This window comes from Bacillus sp. A01H, assembly GCF_045277205.1.
In the GTDB taxonomy this organism is placed as follows: domain Bacteria; phylum Bacillota; class Bacilli; order Bacillales; family Bacillaceae_G; genus Bacillus_A; species Bacillus_A paranthracis.
In genome coordinates this window covers 3614717-3633654 of the sequence record NZ_CP117702.1, presented here as the reverse complement: position 1 = coordinate 3633654, position 18938 = coordinate 3614717, and the positions used below count along the sequence as shown (strand labels likewise).

Sequence of the window (18938 nt, the reverse complement as noted above, 5' to 3'; positions counted from 1 at the left end):
ATACTGTAATCAAAGAAGAGGTGAATAAAATGTTAACTCCTGAACGTCATCAAATGATATTGCAACTTGTAAAAGAGCAGAAGGTTGTTAAATTACAACAATTAGTGGAAAGAACAGAAAGCTCTGAATCAACAATTCGTCGTGATTTAGCGCAATTGGAAAAACAACGGTTATTAAAAAGAGTTCACGGTGGTGCAGCTGTTTTAACAGGAAAAGGACAGGAGCCGACGATGGTTGAAAAATCATCCAAAAACATTCAAATAAAACAACAAATTGCGAAGTATGCGGCTAACGTTGTGGAACAAGGTGATTGCATTTATTTAGATGCAGGAAGTACAACATTTGAAATGATTCCATTTTTAATAAATAAGGATGTTACCGTTGTTACGAATGGACTTATGCATATTGAAGCTTTAGTTGAAAATCATATTCGTGCATATTTACTAGGCGGAATGATGAAGAGTAGGACGAAAGCTTTAATCGGTGCTATGGCACAGGAAAGCATGCAGAAGTATCGTTTTGATAAATGTTTTTTAGGAGCGAATGGTGTACATGAACAACTTGGTTTTACAACACCAGATCCGGAAGAGGCACTTTTAAAGCAAATGGCATTAACATTAGCAAATGAAGGATATTTCTTAATTGATGAAAGTAAGTTTTCGGAAGTTGCGTTTGCGAAAATTGCCAATGTGGAAGAGGCGAATATTATTACAAACCATTTAGAAATTGATTTAGAAAAATATAAAAGACAAACCAATGTAATTGAGGCTGATAAACAATGATCTATACAGTAACTTTAAACCCATCTATTGATTATATAGTACAAGTTAATTCCTTAGAGTTAGGCGCAGTAAATCGAGCGGAAAAAGATATGAAGTTTCCTGGAGGGAAAGGGATTAATGTTTCTCGCGTTCTTCATCGTTTAGGTGTGGAAAATGTAGCGCTAGGATTTACTGGTGGATTTACCGGTCGATTTATTAAAGATGTATTACAGACGGAAGGTGTAACAACAAACTTCATCCAAGTAAATGAAGATACTCGAATTAATGTGAAAATAAAAGGGAAAGAAGAAACAGAATTAAATGGGCAAGGACCTAGTGTGACTAAGGAACAATTTGAACAATTAATGAAACAAATTGAAAGTATGCAAAAGGGAGATTGTGTTGTACTAGCTGGAAGTGTACCAGCGTCTATCCCAACTACTTTTTATGAATCAATCGCAGCGTTCGGAGCTGAAAAAGGCATTCGTGTAGTAGTAGATGCAAGTGGTAGTGCCTTGCAACATGTAGTTAAAAATAAACCATTTTTAATAAAGCCTAATCATCATGAACTTGGTGAGTTATTCGGAGTAGAGATTTCCACAGTAGAAGATGTTTTACCATATGGAAGAAAATTAGTTGAACAAGGTGTAGAGCACGTTATTGTATCAATGGCCGGAGATGGAGCTTTATTATTTACGGCAGAAGGTATATATGAAGCAACTATTCCAAAAGGCGTTGTAATTAATTCGGTTGGGGCTGGAGATTCTCTCGTTGCGGGATTTGTAGGAAGATATGAACAGACAAAAGATATTGAAAAGGCATTTCAATATGGCGTTGCAACAGGGAGTGCAACAGCATTTTCAGCCGATTTATGTGAAAAGGAAAAAGTAGAAGAATTATTGTCGCAAGTAATTGTAACTAAGCGATAGGGGGAAGCAACATATGAAAATTACAGAACTATTAAAAAGGGATACAGTTATTATGAATTTGACAGCTTCAAATAAAGAAGCTGTCATAGATGAGTTAGTTGAGAAATTAAACGGGGCAAATCGTTTAAATAGCAAAGCTGAATTTAAAGAAGCTATTTTAAAGAGGGAGTCACAAAGTACAACCGGCATTGGTGAAGGGATTGCTATACCTCATGCGAAAACAAAAGCTGTTAAGCAACCAGCGATTTGTTTTGGTAGAAGTGTAAGCGGTATCAACTATGAATCGCTTGACGGACAACCTGCGCATTTATTTTTTATGATTGCTGCAAGTGAAGGAGCGAATAATACGCATTTAGAAACGTTATCACGCCTATCTACACTATTAATGGATGAAGGGTTTCGTAAGCAATTGTTAGAAGCGAAGGATGAAGAAGAACTTCTTTGTTTATTTGATGAAAAAGAAAATGAAAAAGAAGAAGAAGAGGTTGAAGTTGCAAAACCAGAAGGGAATGAACCGTACGTATTAGCTGTTACAGCTTGCCCGACTGGAATCGCTCACACATATATGGCTGCAGATAGCTTGAAGGCAAAAGCAGCAGAGCTAGGAATTGCAATTAAAGTTGAAACGAACGGATCAACAGGTATAAAAAACGGTTTAACGAAAGAGGATATTGAACGCGCAACAGCTATAATTGTTGCGGCAGATAAACAAGTAGAAATGAATCGTTTTGCTGGTAAACATGTTATTCAAGTGCCAGTCGCTGATGGGATTAGAAAAACGGAGACGCTTCTTAATCGGGCTGTAAAACAAGATGCACCAATCTTTAAAGGTGTAAAAGAGGATGGAAAGGCAGAAAATACGGAGAAAGAAAATGGATTAGGAATTTATAAGCATTTAATGAACGGCGTAAGTAATATGCTTCCATTCGTTGTTGGTGGCGGGATTTTAATTGCGCTAGCGTTTTCGTTTGGTGGTATAAAAGCAGAAGGTCCTTTAGCTGAATTGTTCATGTCTATTGGAGGAGGGGGAACAGGGGCATTTTTATTCCTTGTACCAATTTTAGCAGGATTTATTGCTAGTTCTATTGCTGATCGTCCTGGTTTTATGCCTGGTGTTGTCGGAGGATTTTTAGCGGCACATGCGAATGCTGGATTTTTAGGTGGATTAATTGCTGGTTTCTTAGCCGGATATGTTGTTTTAGGATTGAAAAAATTATTTTCAGGGTTACCAGTACAGTTAGAAGGAATTAAGCCTGTTTTGTTATATCCAGTCTTTGGATTATTGATTACAGGAGTTGTTATGCAAAAAGTAGTAATTCCGCCTGTAGTAGCATTGAATGAAATGTTAACAGGATGGTTAAATGGTTTGAACGGTACAAATGCTATATTACTAGGTCTTATTTTAGGTGCGATGATGGCAATTGATATGGGTGGTCCAATTAATAAAGCAGCATTTACGTTTGGTATTGCTGCGATAGAAGCGAAGAACTTTGGGGTGCATTCAGCGGTTATGGCTGGTGGTATGGTGCCACCGCTTGCAATTGCGTTAGCAACTACCTTCTTTAAATCGAAGTTTACAGAAGCGGAACGTAAGTCTGGTTTAACAAATTATATTATGGGGGCATCGTTTATTACAGAAGGTGCGATTCCATTTGCAGCAGCAGATCCGGTTCGGGTAATTGTCAGTTGTGTTGTCGGTTCAAGTATTGCAGGTGCATTATCAATGTTATTCCAAATTACATTACCAGCACCGCATGGTGGATTGTTTGTTATCGCTTTAGTAAATAAACCAGTGTTATATATTTTCTCGATATTGATAGGGGCAGTTGTTTCTGCTCTTATGATGGGAATTTGGAAAAAGAAAGTTAAATAATACGTGTAAAGGGAGTAGCTTTTATTAGCTGCTCCTTTTTATTACAAAAAAGGAGGTTGATAATTGGATAATGATGAATTTTGGTAAAAGATGTAATGAAATATGCTTTTTTTGTAACAAAAAAGTAATACTGTAATTTTTTCTGGAAAAAAATTCTGGTGCTTGTATGTGGAAAATATATGAAAACTATTGGGAATTCTATTGGAAATGTAATTCATTAATATGGAAATTTATGTTACAGCTCATTAATCGTATATTACGAATGGTTTGTAATTGTGTGTTTTCTAAAAATCTTAAAAATCCGTTGCTATAATAAAAATACGAAAACAAAGCAAATGGAGGCTATTCATGAAAAAATTATTAGGTATAGCAACGGCGGCAGTTTTTGGTCTTGGGATTTTTGCAGGTTCTGCGAAAGCGGAAACGATTGTAACAACAGACGTATTAAATGTTAGAGAAAACCCAACTGTAGAGTCTAAGCTTGTAGGTAAAATGTTAAGTGGAAATAAATTAGATGTTGTAAATACAGAAAACGGATGGACAAAAATTAAATTAAATGGTCAAGAAGCATTTGTAAGTGCTGAATTTACAAAAAGTACATATTATGTGACGGCGGGTGTGTTAAATGTTCGCGCTGGAGCGAATACTGACTCAGAAATTCTTGGAAAACTGAATAAAAATGATGTAATTGAAACGACAAATCAAGTTCAAAATGAATGGTTGCAATTTGACTATAATGGAAAAACAGGATATGTTCATGTGCCATTTTTAACAGGAACGGCACCAGTGATTGAAAAGAAAGAAGTTGCAACGAAAGAAGAAGCGCCGGAAAGAGTAAATACGCCGGTTAAAAGTAATAAAGTAGTTAAGAGTAAAGAATCTGTTAAGAATGTAGAATCAAGTAAACCTGTGGCAAAACAGCAGTCAACTACGAAACAAGTTGCGAAATCTAATGAAACAAGTGCACCGACTAGTGGACGTGAAATAACGGTAGAAGCGACAGCATATACAGCAGATCCGAGTGAAAATGGTTCGTATGGTGGTCGTGTATTAACTGCAATGGGGCATGACTTAACAGCGAATCCAAATATGAAAGTAATTGCTGTTGATCCTAAAGTAATTCCACTTGGATCAAAAGTATGGGTAGAAGGATATGGAGAAGCGATTGCTGGAGATACTGGTGGTGCGATTAAAGGAAATCGTATTGATGTTTTAGTTGGCTCAGATGGTAGTGCGAATAGCTGGGGGCGCAAATCTGTAAAAGTGAAAGTTATAGAGTAGTATATGTGTATTAATATAAAAGGCGGTTGCTTGAAAGTATGTAAGCAATCGCCTTTTATGGATTATTGAAAAGGATAAATAGTTTTACCTGTAATAATTTTATATGCGCTGCAAAATTGGTTTTGTATATACTCTGTATCTTTATTTTCTAGATGTAATGTTGTTTCTTGGAGAGCAGAATGAAAAGAACGTAGTAAACAATTTAAGGCGAAGTATAATTCTTCTTGTGAACAATTGTGTTCTTTTGTAGCAGTAGCTAAAATGAGGTCTTTTGTCAAAGATGAAAAATTGATAGTGGATTGTTTCATAGTTAACTCATCCTCTCGAAGGTATTTTTAATCATGTATATGCGGAATTGGACAAACTATGTTCTTTTTTATTTATAATTTCATGTACCGTAATGAAAGAACTTGCAATCATGCCGTTAAAATTGGTAAGATTGGATATAATCAATAGATGGAGTACATTACATAAAGAGAGTTGAATGATATGGGAGAAGTGCAACGTGAAAAAGTTGCTGTCATCATTGGACCAACTGCTGTTGGGAAGACGAAGTTAAGTATTGATCTTGCCAAAGCGTTAAATGGTGAAATTATAAGTGGAGATTCCATGCAGATTTATCGTACGATGGATATTGGAACCGCAAAGGTGACGAAAGAAGAGATGGACGGAATTCCACATTATATGGTTGATATAAAAAATCCAGAAGAATCATTTTCGGTTGCCGAATTTCAAGAACGTGTTCGTAAGCATATTCGCGAGATTACAGAGCGTGGTAAATTGCCGATTATCGTTGGTGGAACTGGTCTGTATATACAATCTGTTTTATTCGATTATCAGTTTACGGATGATGCTGGTGATGCTATATACCGAGAACAAATGGAAAAGTTAGCATTAGAACGTGGTGTGGAATATGTACATAAGAAATTACAGGAAGTAGACCCAGAAAGCGCTGAGCGTATTCATGCAAATAATGTACGCCGTGTCATTAGGGCGTTAGAAATTTTCCACACGACGGGTGAAAAAATGAGTGATCAACTTGAAAAACAAGAAAACGAGTTATTATACGATGTTTCCTTAATTGGCTTGACAATGGATCGTGAAATGCTATACGATCGCATTAACTTACGAGTTGATATAATGATGGACCAAGGTTTATTAGAAGAAGTAGAAGGGTTGTATAATCGAGGGATACGAGATTGTCAATCTATTCAAGCGATTGGGTATAAAGAGATATATGATTATTTTGAGGATCGTGTCTCTTTAGAAGAAGCGGTATCACAATTAAAGACGAATTCACGTCGTTATGCAAAACGTCAATTAACGTGGTTCCGTAATAAGATGGATGTCACATGGTTTGATGTTACAGACGGTGAAAAAACGTCAGAAATTTTACGATACATAGAAGGAAAGCTACAACTAAAGTCGAATAATAGTAAGTAGAGAAAAAGAGGAGGATTCGACATGAAGCAATCAATCAATATTCAAGATCAGTTTTTAAATCAACTCCGTAAAGAGAATACGTTTGTTACGCTGTACTTATTAAATGGTTTCCAGCTTCGTGGATTAATTAAAGGATTTGATAATTTTACAGTCCTACTGGAAACAGAAGGTAAGCAACAGCTTATTTATAAACACGCAATTTCTACATTTGTACCACAAAAAAATGTTTCAATTGAATTAGAATAGTAATGAATTATTGTACATAACAAAAAAAGAGCGAGTTTCTCGCTCTTTTTTTATTTGCCATAAACGATAAATAGTGAAATTTAAGCGATTCTAAATACAGTTAGACGAATGTTAGTATTTCCTGTTGCAGGGATCGTAATCTCGTTAAGAGTAGATTGGACAGAAATGTTTGCTCCGGCAGCTAATGTTTCGATTGTAGTAAATGAAAGTGAGTCGCCTATTAAATTTGAAGAGAAGTTGTCAGTTGCGACTGCTCCATTTATTGAAATTCCTACTCCGAGTGGCGCACATCCTGGTGCAGTTGTAGAGATGGATACGCTAATTACATAAATACCACCGTTGATAACTGTAACTGTGTCTGTGCCATTAAAGATAATATTATTTACGTTAATTGCAGTACTGAAGATAAAGTTATTAAATTGTAGTACTGTTTGTTGAATGTTGTTTGTTACAACAATTGTTGCTATAGGGAAGCTAGGTCCAGTAGGCCCAGTAGGTCCGGTAACTCCTATACCAGTAGCGCCCGTTGGCCCTTGAACGCCTTGAGGTCCAGTGGCACCAGTAGCACCCGCCGGTCCTTGAGCACCTTGAGGTCCAGTGGCACCAGTAGCACCTGCCGGTCCTTGAACGCCTTGAGGCCCAGTGGCACCAGTAGCACCCGCCGGTCCTTGAGCACCTTGAGGTCCAGTGGCACCAGTAGCACCTGCCGGTCCTTGAACGCCTTGAGGCCCAGTGGCACCAGTAGCACCCGCCGGTCCTTGAATACCTTGAGGCCCAGTGGCACCAGTAGCACCTGCCGGTCCTTGAACGCCTTGAGGCCCAGTGGCACCAGTAGCACCTGCCGGTCCTTGAACGCCTTGAGGCCCAGTGGCACCAGTAGCACCCGCCGGTCCTTGAACGCCTTGAGGCCCAGTGGCACCAGTAGCACCCGCCGGTCCTTGAATACCTTGAGGTCCGGTAGCACCTGTATTACCTTGAGGTCCCTGAGGTCCAGTAGGTCCAGGAGGCCCACCAGAAGGTCCAGTAGGTCCGGTAACTCCTATACCAGTAGCACCCGTTGGCCCTTGAACACCTTGAGGTCCAGTGGCACCAGTAGCACCTGTGTTACCTTGAACACCTTGAGGTCCAGTGGCACCAGTAGCACCTGCCGGTCCTTGAACGCCTTGAGGCCCAGTGGCACCAGTAGCACCCGCCGGTCCTTGAATACCTTGAGGTCCAGTAGCGCCGGTAGCACCTGTGTTACCTTGAATGCCTTGAGGTCCAGTAGCGCCGGTAGCACCCGCCGGCCCTTGAGCACCCTGAGGTCCAGTAGCGCCGGTAGCACCTGTGTTACCTTGAACGCCTTGAGGTCCAGTGGCACCAGTAGCACCTGTGTTACCTTGAACGCCTTGAGGTCCAGTAGCACCAGTAGCACCTGTGTTACCTTGAATGCCTTGAGGTCCAGTGGCACCAGTAGCACCTGCCGGTCCTTGAACGCCTTGAGGCCCAGTGGCACCAGTAGCACCCGCCGGTCCTTGAATACCTTGAGGTCCAGTGGCACCAGTAGCACCCGCCGGTCCTTGAATACCTTGAGGTCCAGTAGCGCCGGTAGCACCTGTGTTACCTTGAACGCCTTGAGGTCCAGTAGCACCAGTAGCACCTGTATTGCCTTGAACGCCTTGAGGTCCAGTAGCGCCGGTAGCACCCGCCGGTCCTTGAATACCTTGAGGTCCAGTAGCGCCGGTAGCACCTGTGTTACCTTGAACGCCTTGAGGTCCAGTAGCACCAGTAGCACCTGTATTACCTTGAACGCCTTGAGGGCCAGTAGCGCCGGTAGCACCCGCCGGCCCTTGAATACCTTGAGGTCCCTGAGGTCCAGTAGGTCCAGGAGGCCCGCCGGAAGGTCCGGTAGGTCCGGTAACTCCTATACCGGTAGCACCAGTAGCACCCGTGTTACCTTGAGCACCCTGAGGTCCAGTAGCGCCGGTAGCACCTGTGTTACCTTGAGCACCTTGAGGTCCAGTAGCGCCGGTAGCACCTGTGTTACCTTGAACACCTTGAGGTCCGGTAGCACCCGTGTTGCCTTGAGGCCCTTGAGGTCCAGTGGCACCGGTAGCACCAGTAGCACCCGTGTTACCTCGAGGTCCGGTAGCGCCAGTAGCACCCGTGTTACCTTGAGGCCCTTGAGGTCCAGTGGCACCGGTAGCACCAGTAGCACCGGTAGCCCCTGCTGGCCCAGTAGGTCCAGTAGGGCCTTGAATGAATGAAGCAGAATTAACTAGAGCGGTTTGTAATGCTGCGATTAATTTAAGAAGCTCTTGAAGTGTGCAAGGGTCAATTCGGAATAGTTTTGTAATGGATAGTAAATAATTAATTAGATTTTGAAGCTCGATAAATACAGCGCTTGCTACGAAAGTTGGATTTTTTAATATAGTTATTAAGTTTTTAATAATAGCTAACCCTTGTGCTTTCAGGGAGGAAGTAGCATCTAGTGAACAAATAAATTTACTTAGTAGGTTCAATGTATCAATTAGATCTTCAATATTTTGGGGAGATGGATTTGCGAAAAGTTTTGGGATTATTTTTGTTAAATCGATAATGATTGCGCGGAATGTTCTAAGTTGTGCCTTAGTAACTGGGATTGATGGAGTATTTGGAATTCGTCCAGCGCTACTTGGAAAGCATGGTTTGGAGAATTTGTTCTGACTGTCGTTATAATGAGACATTAAATCTCTCCTTTCTAATGAGGATATGAACGAAACTCATCATAGTAGATGCAAAAATTAGTTAAATGGTCATAGTAAAATCGTTTGTTTGAAGAAAAAATAGAAAAAACGCCTTATAATAAGGCGTTTTTTCTATTTTCTGCGTATTGATAATATCGTTTTAGTGAAATCTTTGATTTGAAGCCAGCTAGCTTTATAATTTCTGACTCCGGAGTTTCTTTTTTTATTAAGTTTAAAATATAGGTGTTACGAAAGTGTTGTCCTGAGATTCCTTTGCGTAAATTAGCTCTGGATACTTCAAGGCGAATCATTTTTTGGATAGCGATTTCTGTTAATCCCTTCGGTGCATCATTTTCGTATACCCATCTATATGTTCCGCGATTAAAATCGAATGCGACAAATAATGGGTCATTACTATGATATTTTGGACGAACGGGTTCGGGGATGCTTTTGTAATAAGTATATAGTTGTTTTTTGTCTTCGCTAGTTAAAGTAATTGTTCTTTCTACTCCTGCGGTTGCAGGTATAGATAATGTGTTAGTTTCAAAGTGGACGTGATGCATAGTTAATGCTGTAAGTTCCTGTAAGGATAATCCATAGTCAATTAATAAATTTAAAATAGCGATATTACGATCCATCAATAAAGGGCGTACAGGACGTTGTTTTTCTGAAAGTCCTTCTAATGAAGTGACTATATGTTTTAATCTTTTTTCTTCATCAGATGAAATGAAATCTTCATTGCGGAGTGTGCGGTCTGGTTGAATAGAAATTTCCATGTTCTTTAATGGGTTGGGAATATTTAGAAAGTGATGCATTCGATTTAATACAATGAATACACGGTGCATCGTTTTCTCTGAGTAATGTCGATTCTTTTTTAAGTCGGAAAAGTAATCTTCGTAGTCTTTTGTACAAAGTGTAGCCCATATATTACTGGAAGGGAGCTTTTTGTTTTTTTCTAACCAATGTCCGAAATCTTCAATGTCATAAACATAACGTTTAATGGTTGAAGGTTTTCGGCCTTTATTCAATAAAAAAATAGAAAAGGCTTGTATTGTATCATGGAATTCCGTTGTCTCCATAGTCCCACCACCTTCATTATTTCTTTTATTATAGCAAACTTTTCTGAAAATAGTCATTTGCAAAGGAGACAAGAATAATAATATTTGGTGAGTGGATAAAATGAGGTGATTGTATGGAACAATCGATGCGAAAGAAAAATAATAATCAAATTAACATTGTGTTAAATCATCGAAAGAAAATTTCTTTACCGGCTGCAGAAAATAAAACAGTAATTTCAAATGAAACTACTACGAAACATGAGATGCTGCAAAGAATTGAAGAAGAGATGGGAAAATTCGTTGGGATGGATGATATAAAAAAGATAATAAAAGAAATATATGCTTGGATTTATGTGAATAAAAAAAGACAAGAAATAGGATTGAAGTCTGAGAAGCAAGTACTCCATATGTTGTTTAAAGGCAATCCGGGTACAGGGAAGACAACTGTTGCTAGAATGATAGGAAAATTGTTATTTGAGATGAATATTCTATCAAAAGGGCACCTAGTTGAAGCTGAACGTGCAGATCTTGTAGGAGAGTACATCGGTCATACGGCTCAAAAAACAAGAGATTTAATAAAAAAAGCAATGGGGGGAATTTTGTTTATTGATGAGGCTTATTCATTAGCACGAGGGGGAGAAAAAGATTTTGGAAAAGAAGCAATTGATACGCTCGTAAAACATATGGAAGATAAGCAACACGGTTTTGTATTGATTTTAGCTGGATATTCCAGAGAGATGAATCACTTTCTTTCATTGAATCCAGGACTGCAATCTCGTTTTCCGTTTATAATTGAGTTTGCGGATTACTCAGTAAATCAGCTGTTAGAAATAGGGAAGAGGATGTATGAAGAACGTGAATATCAGTTATCGAAAGAGGCTGAATGGAAATTTAGAGATCATTTACATGCTGTAAAGTACTCATCGCAAATTACATCCTTTAGTAATGGACGATATGTCCGGAATATTGTTGAAAAATCAATTCGTACACAAGCTATGCGGTTGTTACAAGAGGATGCGTATGATAAATATGATTTGATTGGAATATCAAGTAGTGATTTGATGCTTGAAGAGGAGACGCACAGTACGTAAACTGTGCGTCTGTTTTTTTATATAAGTGCTCTACTATTTTTTTGCTTTTTCTTGATAAGATTTATGGAAACGTTCCATTTTAGCGCTTTTTTCGTGTGCAGAATTAGGATCATGTCCAATTTGACCTACTGAGCTTTTTTGAGCCCCTTTATTCACATGGTTTGTCATTTGTGTTCACCTCGCTTTGAGAATTAGTATAAACATTATGTAAGGAAAAACTCGTTAGAAAAGAAAAACCTCTTTACGATCTGTAAAGAGGTTGGATTGCTATTTATGCATTGAACGTTCGTTTGTGTCGATGCGTCTATGCGGTAAATGCCATTTGTAATGAATAGAAACCATGCGGAAGCAAACAATTAAAATGAATAAGGTGTATAGAGCCCAATCGCTAACAATAATTTGAGCGCCGATTAAGAAACCTGCCAGAATCGTCCAAAAAGCATATACATCAGCTCGAAGAACGAGAGGTTTTCTACGGGCTAAAAGATCGCGGATAATACCGCCTCCAATGCCAGTTAAAACGGCTGCTACGATTGTAGCGCTAATTGGTAAATTTAATTTTTGAGCGTATAATGCCCCTTGTACGGCAAATGCTGATAAGCCGATAGCATCAGTGATGTTTTCCCACTTTTTCCAGTGTCTAATTAATTTATTTGGAAAAAGAAAAATAATCGTCATTGATAAAAGTGCGATTTGGAATAACATGTCTTGTTGCCAAAACGCGACAATCGGATAACCGATTAATAAATTACGAAGGGCACCTCCCCCAAATGCGGTTGCCATTCCTAAAATATACACCCCGAAAATATCATAATCCTCTTCCATTGCAACAATAGCCCCGCTTAATGCGAAAGCAATTGTGCCTATGATGCTAAAAATCTCCCATGCCATGAATTTTCTCCCCCGCTAACTAGATGAAATGTGCTTCCTCTGCTATTATATTAGAAGGTTTAAATTTCGAAAAGGATGAGTGAACATATTTGATGGAAGAAAAAGAGAAAGTCATATTAGTGGGCTGTCAATTGCCGCAAGATGATGATGAAAAATTTATGCATTCCATGAAAGAACTTGCATCATTAGCGAAAACTGCACGAGCAGAATTGTTAGTGTCTACAACGCAAAAACGACCGAAGTTTCATCCGGCGACTTATATAGGTAAAGGTAAATTAGAAGAGCTTACAATGTTAACTGAAGAACTAGAACCGGATGTTATCGTATTTAATAACGAATTAACACCGAGTCAAATTCGGAATTTATCCGCAGTATTAGATGCGAGGGTAATTGATCGAACGCAACTCATATTAGATATTTTTGCGCAACGTGCGAAGTCGAGAGAAGGGAAGCTTCAAGTAGAATTAGCTCAGTTGCAATATACAATGCCGCGTCTTATGGGGCAAGGATTGTCTTTATCACGTCTTGGTGGTGGTATTGGAACGAGAGGGCCAGGTGAAACGAAACTTGAGACTGATCGTCGTCATATTCGAGCGCGCGTTGATGAAATAAAGAAGCAACTTGCAGTTGTTGTGGAACATCGAAAAAGATATCGTGAGAGAAGAAAAGATAATAAAGTATTTCAAGTTTCGTTAATAGGATATACGAATGCGGGAAAATCTACACTGTTTAATAGATTAACGGAAGCTGATACGTTTGAAGAAAACTTGTTGTTTGCAACACTAGACCCGACAACAAGGAAGATGCCGCTACCTTCTGGTTATACAGTATTACTAACTGATACAGTTGGTTTTATACAAGATTTACCTACGTCATTAATTGCTGCATTCCGTTCGACGTTAGAAGAAGCTGGTGAAGCGGATGTTATTTTACATGTTGTGGATTCTGCAGATCCTAATTATGTAGGGCATGAGAAAACAGTAAAACAATTATTGTCAGAACTCGAAATAAATCATATTCCTATTATTACGTTATATAATAAAAAAGATGAATTACATCAAAACTTTATTCCGTTTCCGAAAAATGACTTCTTAATGACTAGTGCTTTTGAAGAAAAGGATCTATTACATATAAAAGAAGCGATAGAAACGAAAATGAAGGAAGAAATGAATCGTTATCAAGTGGAGATTCCTCCGAGTGAAGGTAAGTTATTAACTCTATTAAAGACGGAGACGCTATTAACAAAAATGGAGTTTTTGGAAGATAAATTTGTATATGATTGCGCGGGGTATATTTTTGCTCATTCATCGCTTAATGTACAATTAAAGAGATTTTTAGTGGAAGAAGGAGAAAATAAAAATGTTTGATCGTTTGAAAAATGGAGAAAAAATTGCTCCAATCGTAAAAGAAGTAGAGAGCCAAATTACAGAAGTACATAAACGTGCGGATGAAGTAATTGAAAGTAATCAGTTTCGTGTGTTAGAAAGTTTTCGTAAACATAAAATTAGCGATTCACATTTTATTCCAACGACAGGTTACGGTTATGACGATATTGGTCGTGATACGTTAGAGAAAGTGTATGCAGATGTATTTGGAGCGGAAGCGGGCCTAGTTCGTCCGCAAATCATTTCAGGTACTCACGCTATTTCTACAGCGCTATTCGGTATTTTACGTCCAGGAGATGAGTTATTGTACATCACTGGTAAGCCGTATGATACGTTAGAAGAAATCGTTGGTGTACGCGGAAAAGGTGTAGGATCATTCAAAGAATATAATATTGGTTATAATGCAGTTCCGCTTACTGAAGAGGGGCTTGTTGATTTAGGAGCTGTTGCGGCTGCCATTCATAGTAATACGAAAATGATCGGTATTCAGCGCTCAAAAGGTTATGCTACTCGTCCGTCTTTTACTATTTCTCAAATTAAAGAAATGATAGCGTTTGTTAAAGAAATTAAACCGGATGTTGTCGTGTTTGTAGATAACTGTTATGGCGAATTTATTGAAGAACAAGAGCCATGTCATGTTGGTGCAGATTTAATGGCAGGTTCGCTTATTAAAAACCCGGGCGGGGGAATTGTTAAAACTGGTGGTTATATTGTTGGTAAAGAACAGTATGTTGAAGCGTGCGCCTATCGTTTAACATCTCCAGGAATCGGTGCGGAAGCAGGGGCATCTTTATACAGTCTGCAAGAAATGTATCAAGGTTTCTTCTTAGCGCCGCATGTAGCAGGACAAGCGCTAAAAGGTGCGATTTTTACAGCTGCATTTTTAGAAAAGTTAGGAATGAATACATCACCAGCGTGGAATGCACCAAGAACAGATTTAATTCAATCTGTTCAATTTGATGACAAAGATCGCATGATTGCATTCTGCCAAGCAATTCAATATGCATCCCCGATTAACTCTCACTTCACTCCATATGCCAACTATATGCCGGGGTATGAAGATGATGTAATTATGGCTGCGGGAACGTTTATTCAAGGTGCAAGTATTGAATTGTCGGCTGATGGTCCAATTCGTCCGCCTTATGTTGCTTACGTACAAGGTGGGCTAACTTATTCGCATGTGAAGATTGCGATTTGTTCTGCAATTGATGCATTAATTGAAAAAGAATTATTAACAATTTCTTAAAGGGAAGCTGTCGATTTCGACAGCTTTTTTCGCGTGAAAGTAATGATTTATTTCATTAGAAAAAAGAATGAAAAAACTTTTAAAAAAATCATGTAAGAAAAGCTAACATCTATTGACATCAAACATAACATGGTATAAAATGAGAAGCAGTTAAGGCGAAGGAGGAACTGAAACGATGAAAGAAGATAGACGTTCTGCCCCGCTGTTTCCTATTGGTATTGTTATGGATTTAACACAATTATCTGCACGTCAAATTCGCTACTATGAAGAGCATAATCTTGTTTCTCCAACCCGTACAAAGGGGAATCGTAGATTATTTTCATTTAACGATGTAGATAAGTTGTTAGAGATTAAAGATTTATTAGATCAAGGCTTGAATATGGCTGGTATTAAACAAGTGTTACTAATGAAAGAAAATCAAACAGAAGCAGTGAAAGTAAAAGAAGAAACGAAAGAAATTTCAAAAACTGAGCTTCGCAAAATACTTCGAGACGAACTACAACATACAGGTAGATTTAATCGAACTTCATTGCGACAAGGTGATATTTCAAGGTTTTTTCACTAAAGAGAACTGATTCTGAAGGTGTTTAGAGGGACTAAGGAGGAATTTATAATGGCTAGGTACACAAAAGAAGATATTTTCCGTTTGGCGAAAGAAGAGAATGTAAAGTATATACGTTTACAATTTACGGACCTTTTAGGGGTAATTAAAAACGTAGAAATTCCAGTGAGCCAATTAACAAAAGCTCTTGATAACAAAATGATGTTTGATGGATCTTCTATTGAAGGTTTCGTACGTATTGAAGAATCTGATATGTACTTATATCCAGACTTAGATACTTGGGTGATTTTCCCTTGGACAGCTGAAAAAGGTAAAGTAGCTCGATTGATCTGTGATATTTACAATGCAGATGGCACTCCATTTGAAGGGGATCCACGTAACAACTTAAAACGTGTATTAAAAGAAATGGAAGCTTTAGGATTCTCAGATTTCAATCTTGGACCAGAGCCAGAATTCTTCCTATTCAAAGTAGATGAAAAAGGAAATCCAACATTAGAATTAAACGATAACGGTGGATACTTCGACCTTGCGCCGATGGATCTAGGGGAAAACTGTCGTCGTGATATCGTTCTTGAACTTGAAGAAATGGGCTTTGAAATTGAAGCGTCTCACCATGAGGTTGCTCCAGGGCAGCACGAAATTGACTTCAAATATGCAAATGCAATTCGTTCATGTGATGACATTCAAACATTCAAACTTGTTGTAAAAACAATTGCTCGTAAACACGGTTTACACGCAACATTTATGCCAAAACCATTATACGGTGTGAACGGTTCAGGTATGCACTGTAACTTATCACTATTCAAAAATGGTGAGAACGTATTCTATGATCAAAACGGTGACTTACAATTAAGTGATGATGCTCGTCACTTCATCGCAGGTATTTTAAAACACGCACCAGCATTTACAGCGGTGGCAAATCCAACTGTAAACTCTTACAAGCGTTTAGTACCTGGATACGAAGCTCCTTGTTACGTAGCATGGTCTGCACAAAACCGTAGTCCATTAGTACGTATCCCTGCATCTCGTGGTATTAGTACACGCGTAGAAGTACGTAGTGTTGACCCAGCTGCAAACCCATATTTAGTAATGGCTACATTATTAGCAGCAGGTCTTGATGGAATTAAAAACAAATTAACTCCACCAGCTGCAGTAGATCGTAACATCTACGTAATGACAAAAGAAGAGCGCGAAGAAGCAGGTATCGTTGACTTACCAGCAACATTAGCGCAAGCTTTAGTTACATTACAATCTAACGAAGTAATTAGTAACGCATTAGGAGATCACTTACTTGAGCACTTCATCGAAGCGAAAGAAATTGAGTGGGATATCTTCCGTACGCAAGTTCACCAATGGGAACGCGATCAATATATGTCTCTTTACTAAGAGGTGAGGAGCCCTGATACTACGGTATCAGGGCTTTTTTATTTGTTGGCAATATAGGTGTTAGTTGAAATGAATTGAATAGATGTCTGAAAAAATTATGACGGTATTTAAATTTCTATTCCATATCTTTAATGTAACGTGGTGAAATTCGAATTGTTTTGTGTTCCAAAAGGGTGGATAAGTAAAAGTAACATGCGTAATATCTATGGATATAAAAAATTGAATGATATGTTGTGTTCGGTATTGGATATGTTTCATACTAAAGTTGGAGTGTTTAAAAATATAGTACCTTGCAATAAACAATACTAAGTGGTATATTATGGATAAGGAAGGTACTGTGTATTGAACAGTACTGAAATGAGAAAGGGGGATTGTCCTTGAACGTTCAGTTTAAAAAAGGTGTGTTAGAACTATGTGTACTGGCACTTGTGAAACGTAAGGATTGTTACGGCTATGAACTTGTTCAGCAAATCTCAAATAAATTTTTAATATCGGAAGGGTCAGTATATCCTTTATTACGCCGTTTAACGAAGGAAGGATATTTTCAAACGTATTTAAAAGAATCTACGGAAGGACCACCTCGCAAATATTATCAACTAACTGAGCAAGGGGAAACGCAACTGAATTTGTTAGTAACAGAGTGGCGTGATTTTGCGAAAGGTGTACAAGAAATTATTGAAGGGGTGGAATGGGATGAGTAAAGAACAGTTTCTTAATGAATTATCAAGTCATCTTAGAAAGTTACCGGACGAAGAGAGGAAAGATATTTTATTTGATTATGAAGAGCATTTTCAGTTTGGGATAGAAGAGGGGAAAACTGAATCGGAAATAATAAAGGGTCTTGGCTCTCCGAAAGTAATTGCAAAAGAATTACTTGCGATGTATCGATTTGATGAAATGAAAAAAGATCCGTCAACTTCAAATGTGACAAGAGCTGTCATGGCAGCGATTGGACTTAGTTTGTTTAATTTCATTATTGTATTAGGCCCGTTAGTTGCAATTATCGCTTTTATATTCTCTTTTTGGGTCGGTGGGATTGTTAGTGTAGTGACACCATTTTTCGTTATTGGAAAAGTATTTATGGGTACATTTATATGGTTAGATGTATTCGTAAGTATAACATTTGTTGGGATAGGTTTGTTGTTATGTATTATCGCTTATTATAGTACGAAGTGGTTTAAAAGGTTATGTGTACGTTATGTCATATGGAACTTCAAAATGATAAAAGGGGAGTAGATGATGAAAAAAATATTGTTAGTAGCGATCGCTTGTATCATTATTGGAGTAATAGGAATTTCACAAACATATGAAAAAGCAGTGCAAACTGCAGAAAAAGGAAACAAAGAAGATATAATTAAAAACGAAACACTAAAAAATATAGAAGTTAAGTTAGATGTCGGGGATATTGTTGTCCAAAAATCTCCTGACGCTTCTTTTTATGTAAAGCAATTAGGAGATGCGCGTAAACAAGAGATTCATATTACTGAAGATGGTGACACATTAAAAATCATTGGGGAAAGAGAAAAAGGTGCTTCATTTGATTTTTCTTTTTACGATTTTAGGTTTCAAACGTCTACATTGACTCTCCTTGTGCCTGAACGCTCTTACCAAGATGTAAAAGTAAATTCATCTGCTGGACAAATTGAAATAAGTGATGTGAAAAGTGACCGTGTAAGTGCTAGAACACTTACTGGAGAAGTGGATTTGAAACATGTAACGGCTAAGAATGTGGAGGGATCTACAAAAGCTGGTGAAGTAAACTTTAAAAAAGTAATAGGGAAAGTGACTGCAAAAACGACCAGTGGGGAAATAAATATTCTAGATCATGATTCTAAGTACAATCTAGAAGCAAGTTCAACTGCGGGAGATGTAAATATTACTTTATCGGAAAAACCAAAAGATGCGGTAATTACTGGGCAAAGTGCTGCCGGGGATGTAACAATTTTTAATGAAGAAAATAAAGACGTAACGATTGGTAATGGGAGTAAAAAGATTAGCGGTAAAACAGCTGCGGGCGATGTGACGATTGAAACGCGTTCGTAAGAAATAGAATGTGTGAAAATCTATCAAAATACAAAAAA

19 protein-coding genes are annotated in these 18938 nt (G+C 38.3%); 14 read left to right on the top strand and 5 right to left on the bottom strand.

From position 1 onward, the window contains the following. Positions 1 to 29 precede the first annotated feature (29 nt). The 4 genes from PSR14_RS19140 to entD all read left to right on the top strand — a co-directional run bounded on the left by PSR14_RS19140 (position 30) and on the right by entD (position 4844). Positions 30 to 782, top strand: coding sequence for a DeoR/GlpR family DNA-binding transcription regulator (locus PSR14_RS19140; RefSeq protein ID WP_000957275.1), 753 nt, complete (start codon positions 30 to 32; stop codon positions 780 to 782). Next, the gene (gene pfkB / locus PSR14_RS19135) at positions 779 to 1690 is read left to right on the top strand and encodes a 1-phosphofructokinase (protein WP_073541614.1); all 912 of its coding nucleotides are present in this window, start codon (positions 779 to 781) and stop codon (positions 1688 to 1690) included. Before PSR14_RS19140 ends, pfkB begins: the two co-directional genes overlap by 4 nt. A gap of 13 nt (positions 1691 to 1703) precedes the next feature. Beyond that, positions 1704 to 3563, top strand: a complete 1860-nt coding sequence (locus PSR14_RS19130) for a PTS fructose transporter subunit IIABC (protein WP_073541616.1) — start codon at positions 1704 to 1706, stop codon at positions 3561 to 3563. 348 nt (positions 3564 to 3911) lie between these two features. After that, positions 3912 to 4844, top strand: coding sequence for a cell wall-binding protein EntD (entD, locus tag PSR14_RS19125; RefSeq protein WP_000734633.1), 933 nt, complete (start codon positions 3912 to 3914; stop codon positions 4842 to 4844). A gap of 62 nt (positions 4845 to 4906) precedes the next feature. Here the strand turns inward: entD and PSR14_RS19120 are convergent, their stop codons facing one another. Further along, positions 4907 to 5152 carry a hypothetical protein gene (locus PSR14_RS19120; protein WP_000814415.1) on the bottom strand — a complete coding sequence of 82 codons (246 nt, stop codon included), beginning with the start codon at positions 5150 to 5152 and terminating at the stop codon, positions 4907 to 4909. 181 nt (positions 5153 to 5333) lie between these two features. On the opposite strand from PSR14_RS19120, the gene miaA reads away from it, so the two are divergent. Both miaA and hfq read left to right on the top strand, forming a co-directional pair. Further along, a complete protein-coding gene (gene miaA / locus PSR14_RS19115; protein ID WP_000504941.1) occupies positions 5334 to 6287 on the top strand; it encodes a tRNA (adenosine(37)-N6)-dimethylallyltransferase MiaA in 954 nt (317 codons plus the stop codon). Between the two features lie 21 nt (positions 6288 to 6308). After that, positions 6309 to 6533 carry an RNA chaperone Hfq gene (gene hfq / locus PSR14_RS19110; protein ID WP_000813896.1) on the top strand — a complete coding sequence of 75 codons (225 nt, stop codon included), beginning with the start codon at positions 6309 to 6311 and terminating at the stop codon, positions 6531 to 6533. A gap of 80 nt (positions 6534 to 6613) precedes the next feature. Here hfq and PSR14_RS19105 read toward each other — a convergent pair whose 3' ends face one another. After that, the gene (locus tag PSR14_RS19105) at positions 6614 to 9238 is read right to left on the bottom strand and encodes a Gly-Xaa-Xaa repeat protein (RefSeq protein ID WP_406644047.1); all 2625 of its coding nucleotides are present in this window, start codon (positions 9236 to 9238) and stop codon (positions 6614 to 6616) included. 113 nt (positions 9239 to 9351) lie between these two features. Then, on the bottom strand, positions 9352 to 10317 hold the full coding sequence (locus tag PSR14_RS19100) for a tyrosine-type recombinase/integrase (RefSeq protein ID WP_000450313.1): 966 nt from the start codon (positions 10315 to 10317) through the stop codon (positions 9352 to 9354). A gap of 113 nt (positions 10318 to 10430) precedes the next feature. Here PSR14_RS19100 and spoVK point away from each other — a divergent pair, with 113 nt between their 5' ends. Further along, positions 10431 to 11387, top strand: a complete 957-nt coding sequence (gene spoVK, locus PSR14_RS19095) for a stage V sporulation protein K (protein WP_073541919.1) — start codon at positions 10431 to 10433, stop codon at positions 11385 to 11387. 33 nt (positions 11388 to 11420) lie between these two features. Here spoVK and PSR14_RS19090 read toward each other — a convergent pair whose 3' ends face one another. Together PSR14_RS19090 and PSR14_RS19085 are read right to left on the bottom strand one after the other, a co-directional pair. Beyond that, on the bottom strand, positions 11421 to 11555 hold the full coding sequence (locus PSR14_RS19090) for a hypothetical protein (RefSeq protein WP_000181496.1): 135 nt from the start codon (positions 11553 to 11555) through the stop codon (positions 11421 to 11423). A gap of 99 nt (positions 11556 to 11654) precedes the next feature. Further along, on the bottom strand, positions 11655 to 12278 hold the full coding sequence (locus PSR14_RS19085) for a trimeric intracellular cation channel family protein (protein WP_000312265.1): 624 nt from the start codon (positions 12276 to 12278) through the stop codon (positions 11655 to 11657). 92 nt (positions 12279 to 12370) lie between these two features. Between PSR14_RS19085 and hflX the strand changes: the two genes are divergently transcribed. The 7 genes from hflX to PSR14_RS19050 all read left to right on the top strand — a co-directional run bounded on the left by hflX (position 12371) and on the right by PSR14_RS19050 (position 18900). Then, complete coding sequence (hflX, locus tag PSR14_RS19080) at positions 12371 to 13645, top strand: GTPase HflX (protein ID WP_000391389.1); 1275 nt, start codon at positions 12371 to 12373, stop codon at positions 13643 to 13645. Continuing rightward, entirely contained in the window at positions 13638 to 14909 is a 1272-nt protein-coding gene (locus PSR14_RS19075; RefSeq protein ID WP_000460300.1) for a methionine gamma-lyase family protein, read from the top strand. The genes hflX and PSR14_RS19075 overlap by 8 nt, the downstream gene beginning before the upstream one ends. Before the next feature lie 175 nt (positions 14910 to 15084). After that, entirely contained in the window at positions 15085 to 15474 is a 390-nt protein-coding gene (gene glnR, locus PSR14_RS19070) for a transcriptional repressor GlnR (RefSeq protein WP_000656783.1), read from the top strand. A gap of 48 nt (positions 15475 to 15522) precedes the next feature. Continuing rightward, on the top strand, positions 15523 to 16857 hold the full coding sequence (glnA, locus tag PSR14_RS19065; RefSeq protein ID WP_000135330.1) for a type I glutamate--ammonia ligase: 1335 nt from the start codon (positions 15523 to 15525) through the stop codon (positions 16855 to 16857). Positions 16858 to 17234: 377 nt separating this feature from the next. Continuing rightward, positions 17235 to 17558 carry a PadR family transcriptional regulator gene (locus PSR14_RS19060; RefSeq protein WP_001102620.1) on the top strand — a complete coding sequence of 108 codons (324 nt, stop codon included), beginning with the start codon at positions 17235 to 17237 and terminating at the stop codon, positions 17556 to 17558. Further along, on the top strand, positions 17551 to 18093 hold the full coding sequence (locus PSR14_RS19055; protein WP_000032410.1) for a DUF1700 domain-containing protein: 543 nt from the start codon (positions 17551 to 17553) through the stop codon (positions 18091 to 18093). The genes PSR14_RS19060 and PSR14_RS19055 overlap by 8 nt, the downstream gene beginning before the upstream one ends. Beyond that, on the top strand, positions 18094 to 18900 hold the full coding sequence (locus PSR14_RS19050; protein WP_000976123.1) for a DUF4097 family beta strand repeat-containing protein: 807 nt from the start codon (positions 18094 to 18096) through the stop codon (positions 18898 to 18900). Positions 18901 to 18938 lie beyond the last annotated feature (38 nt).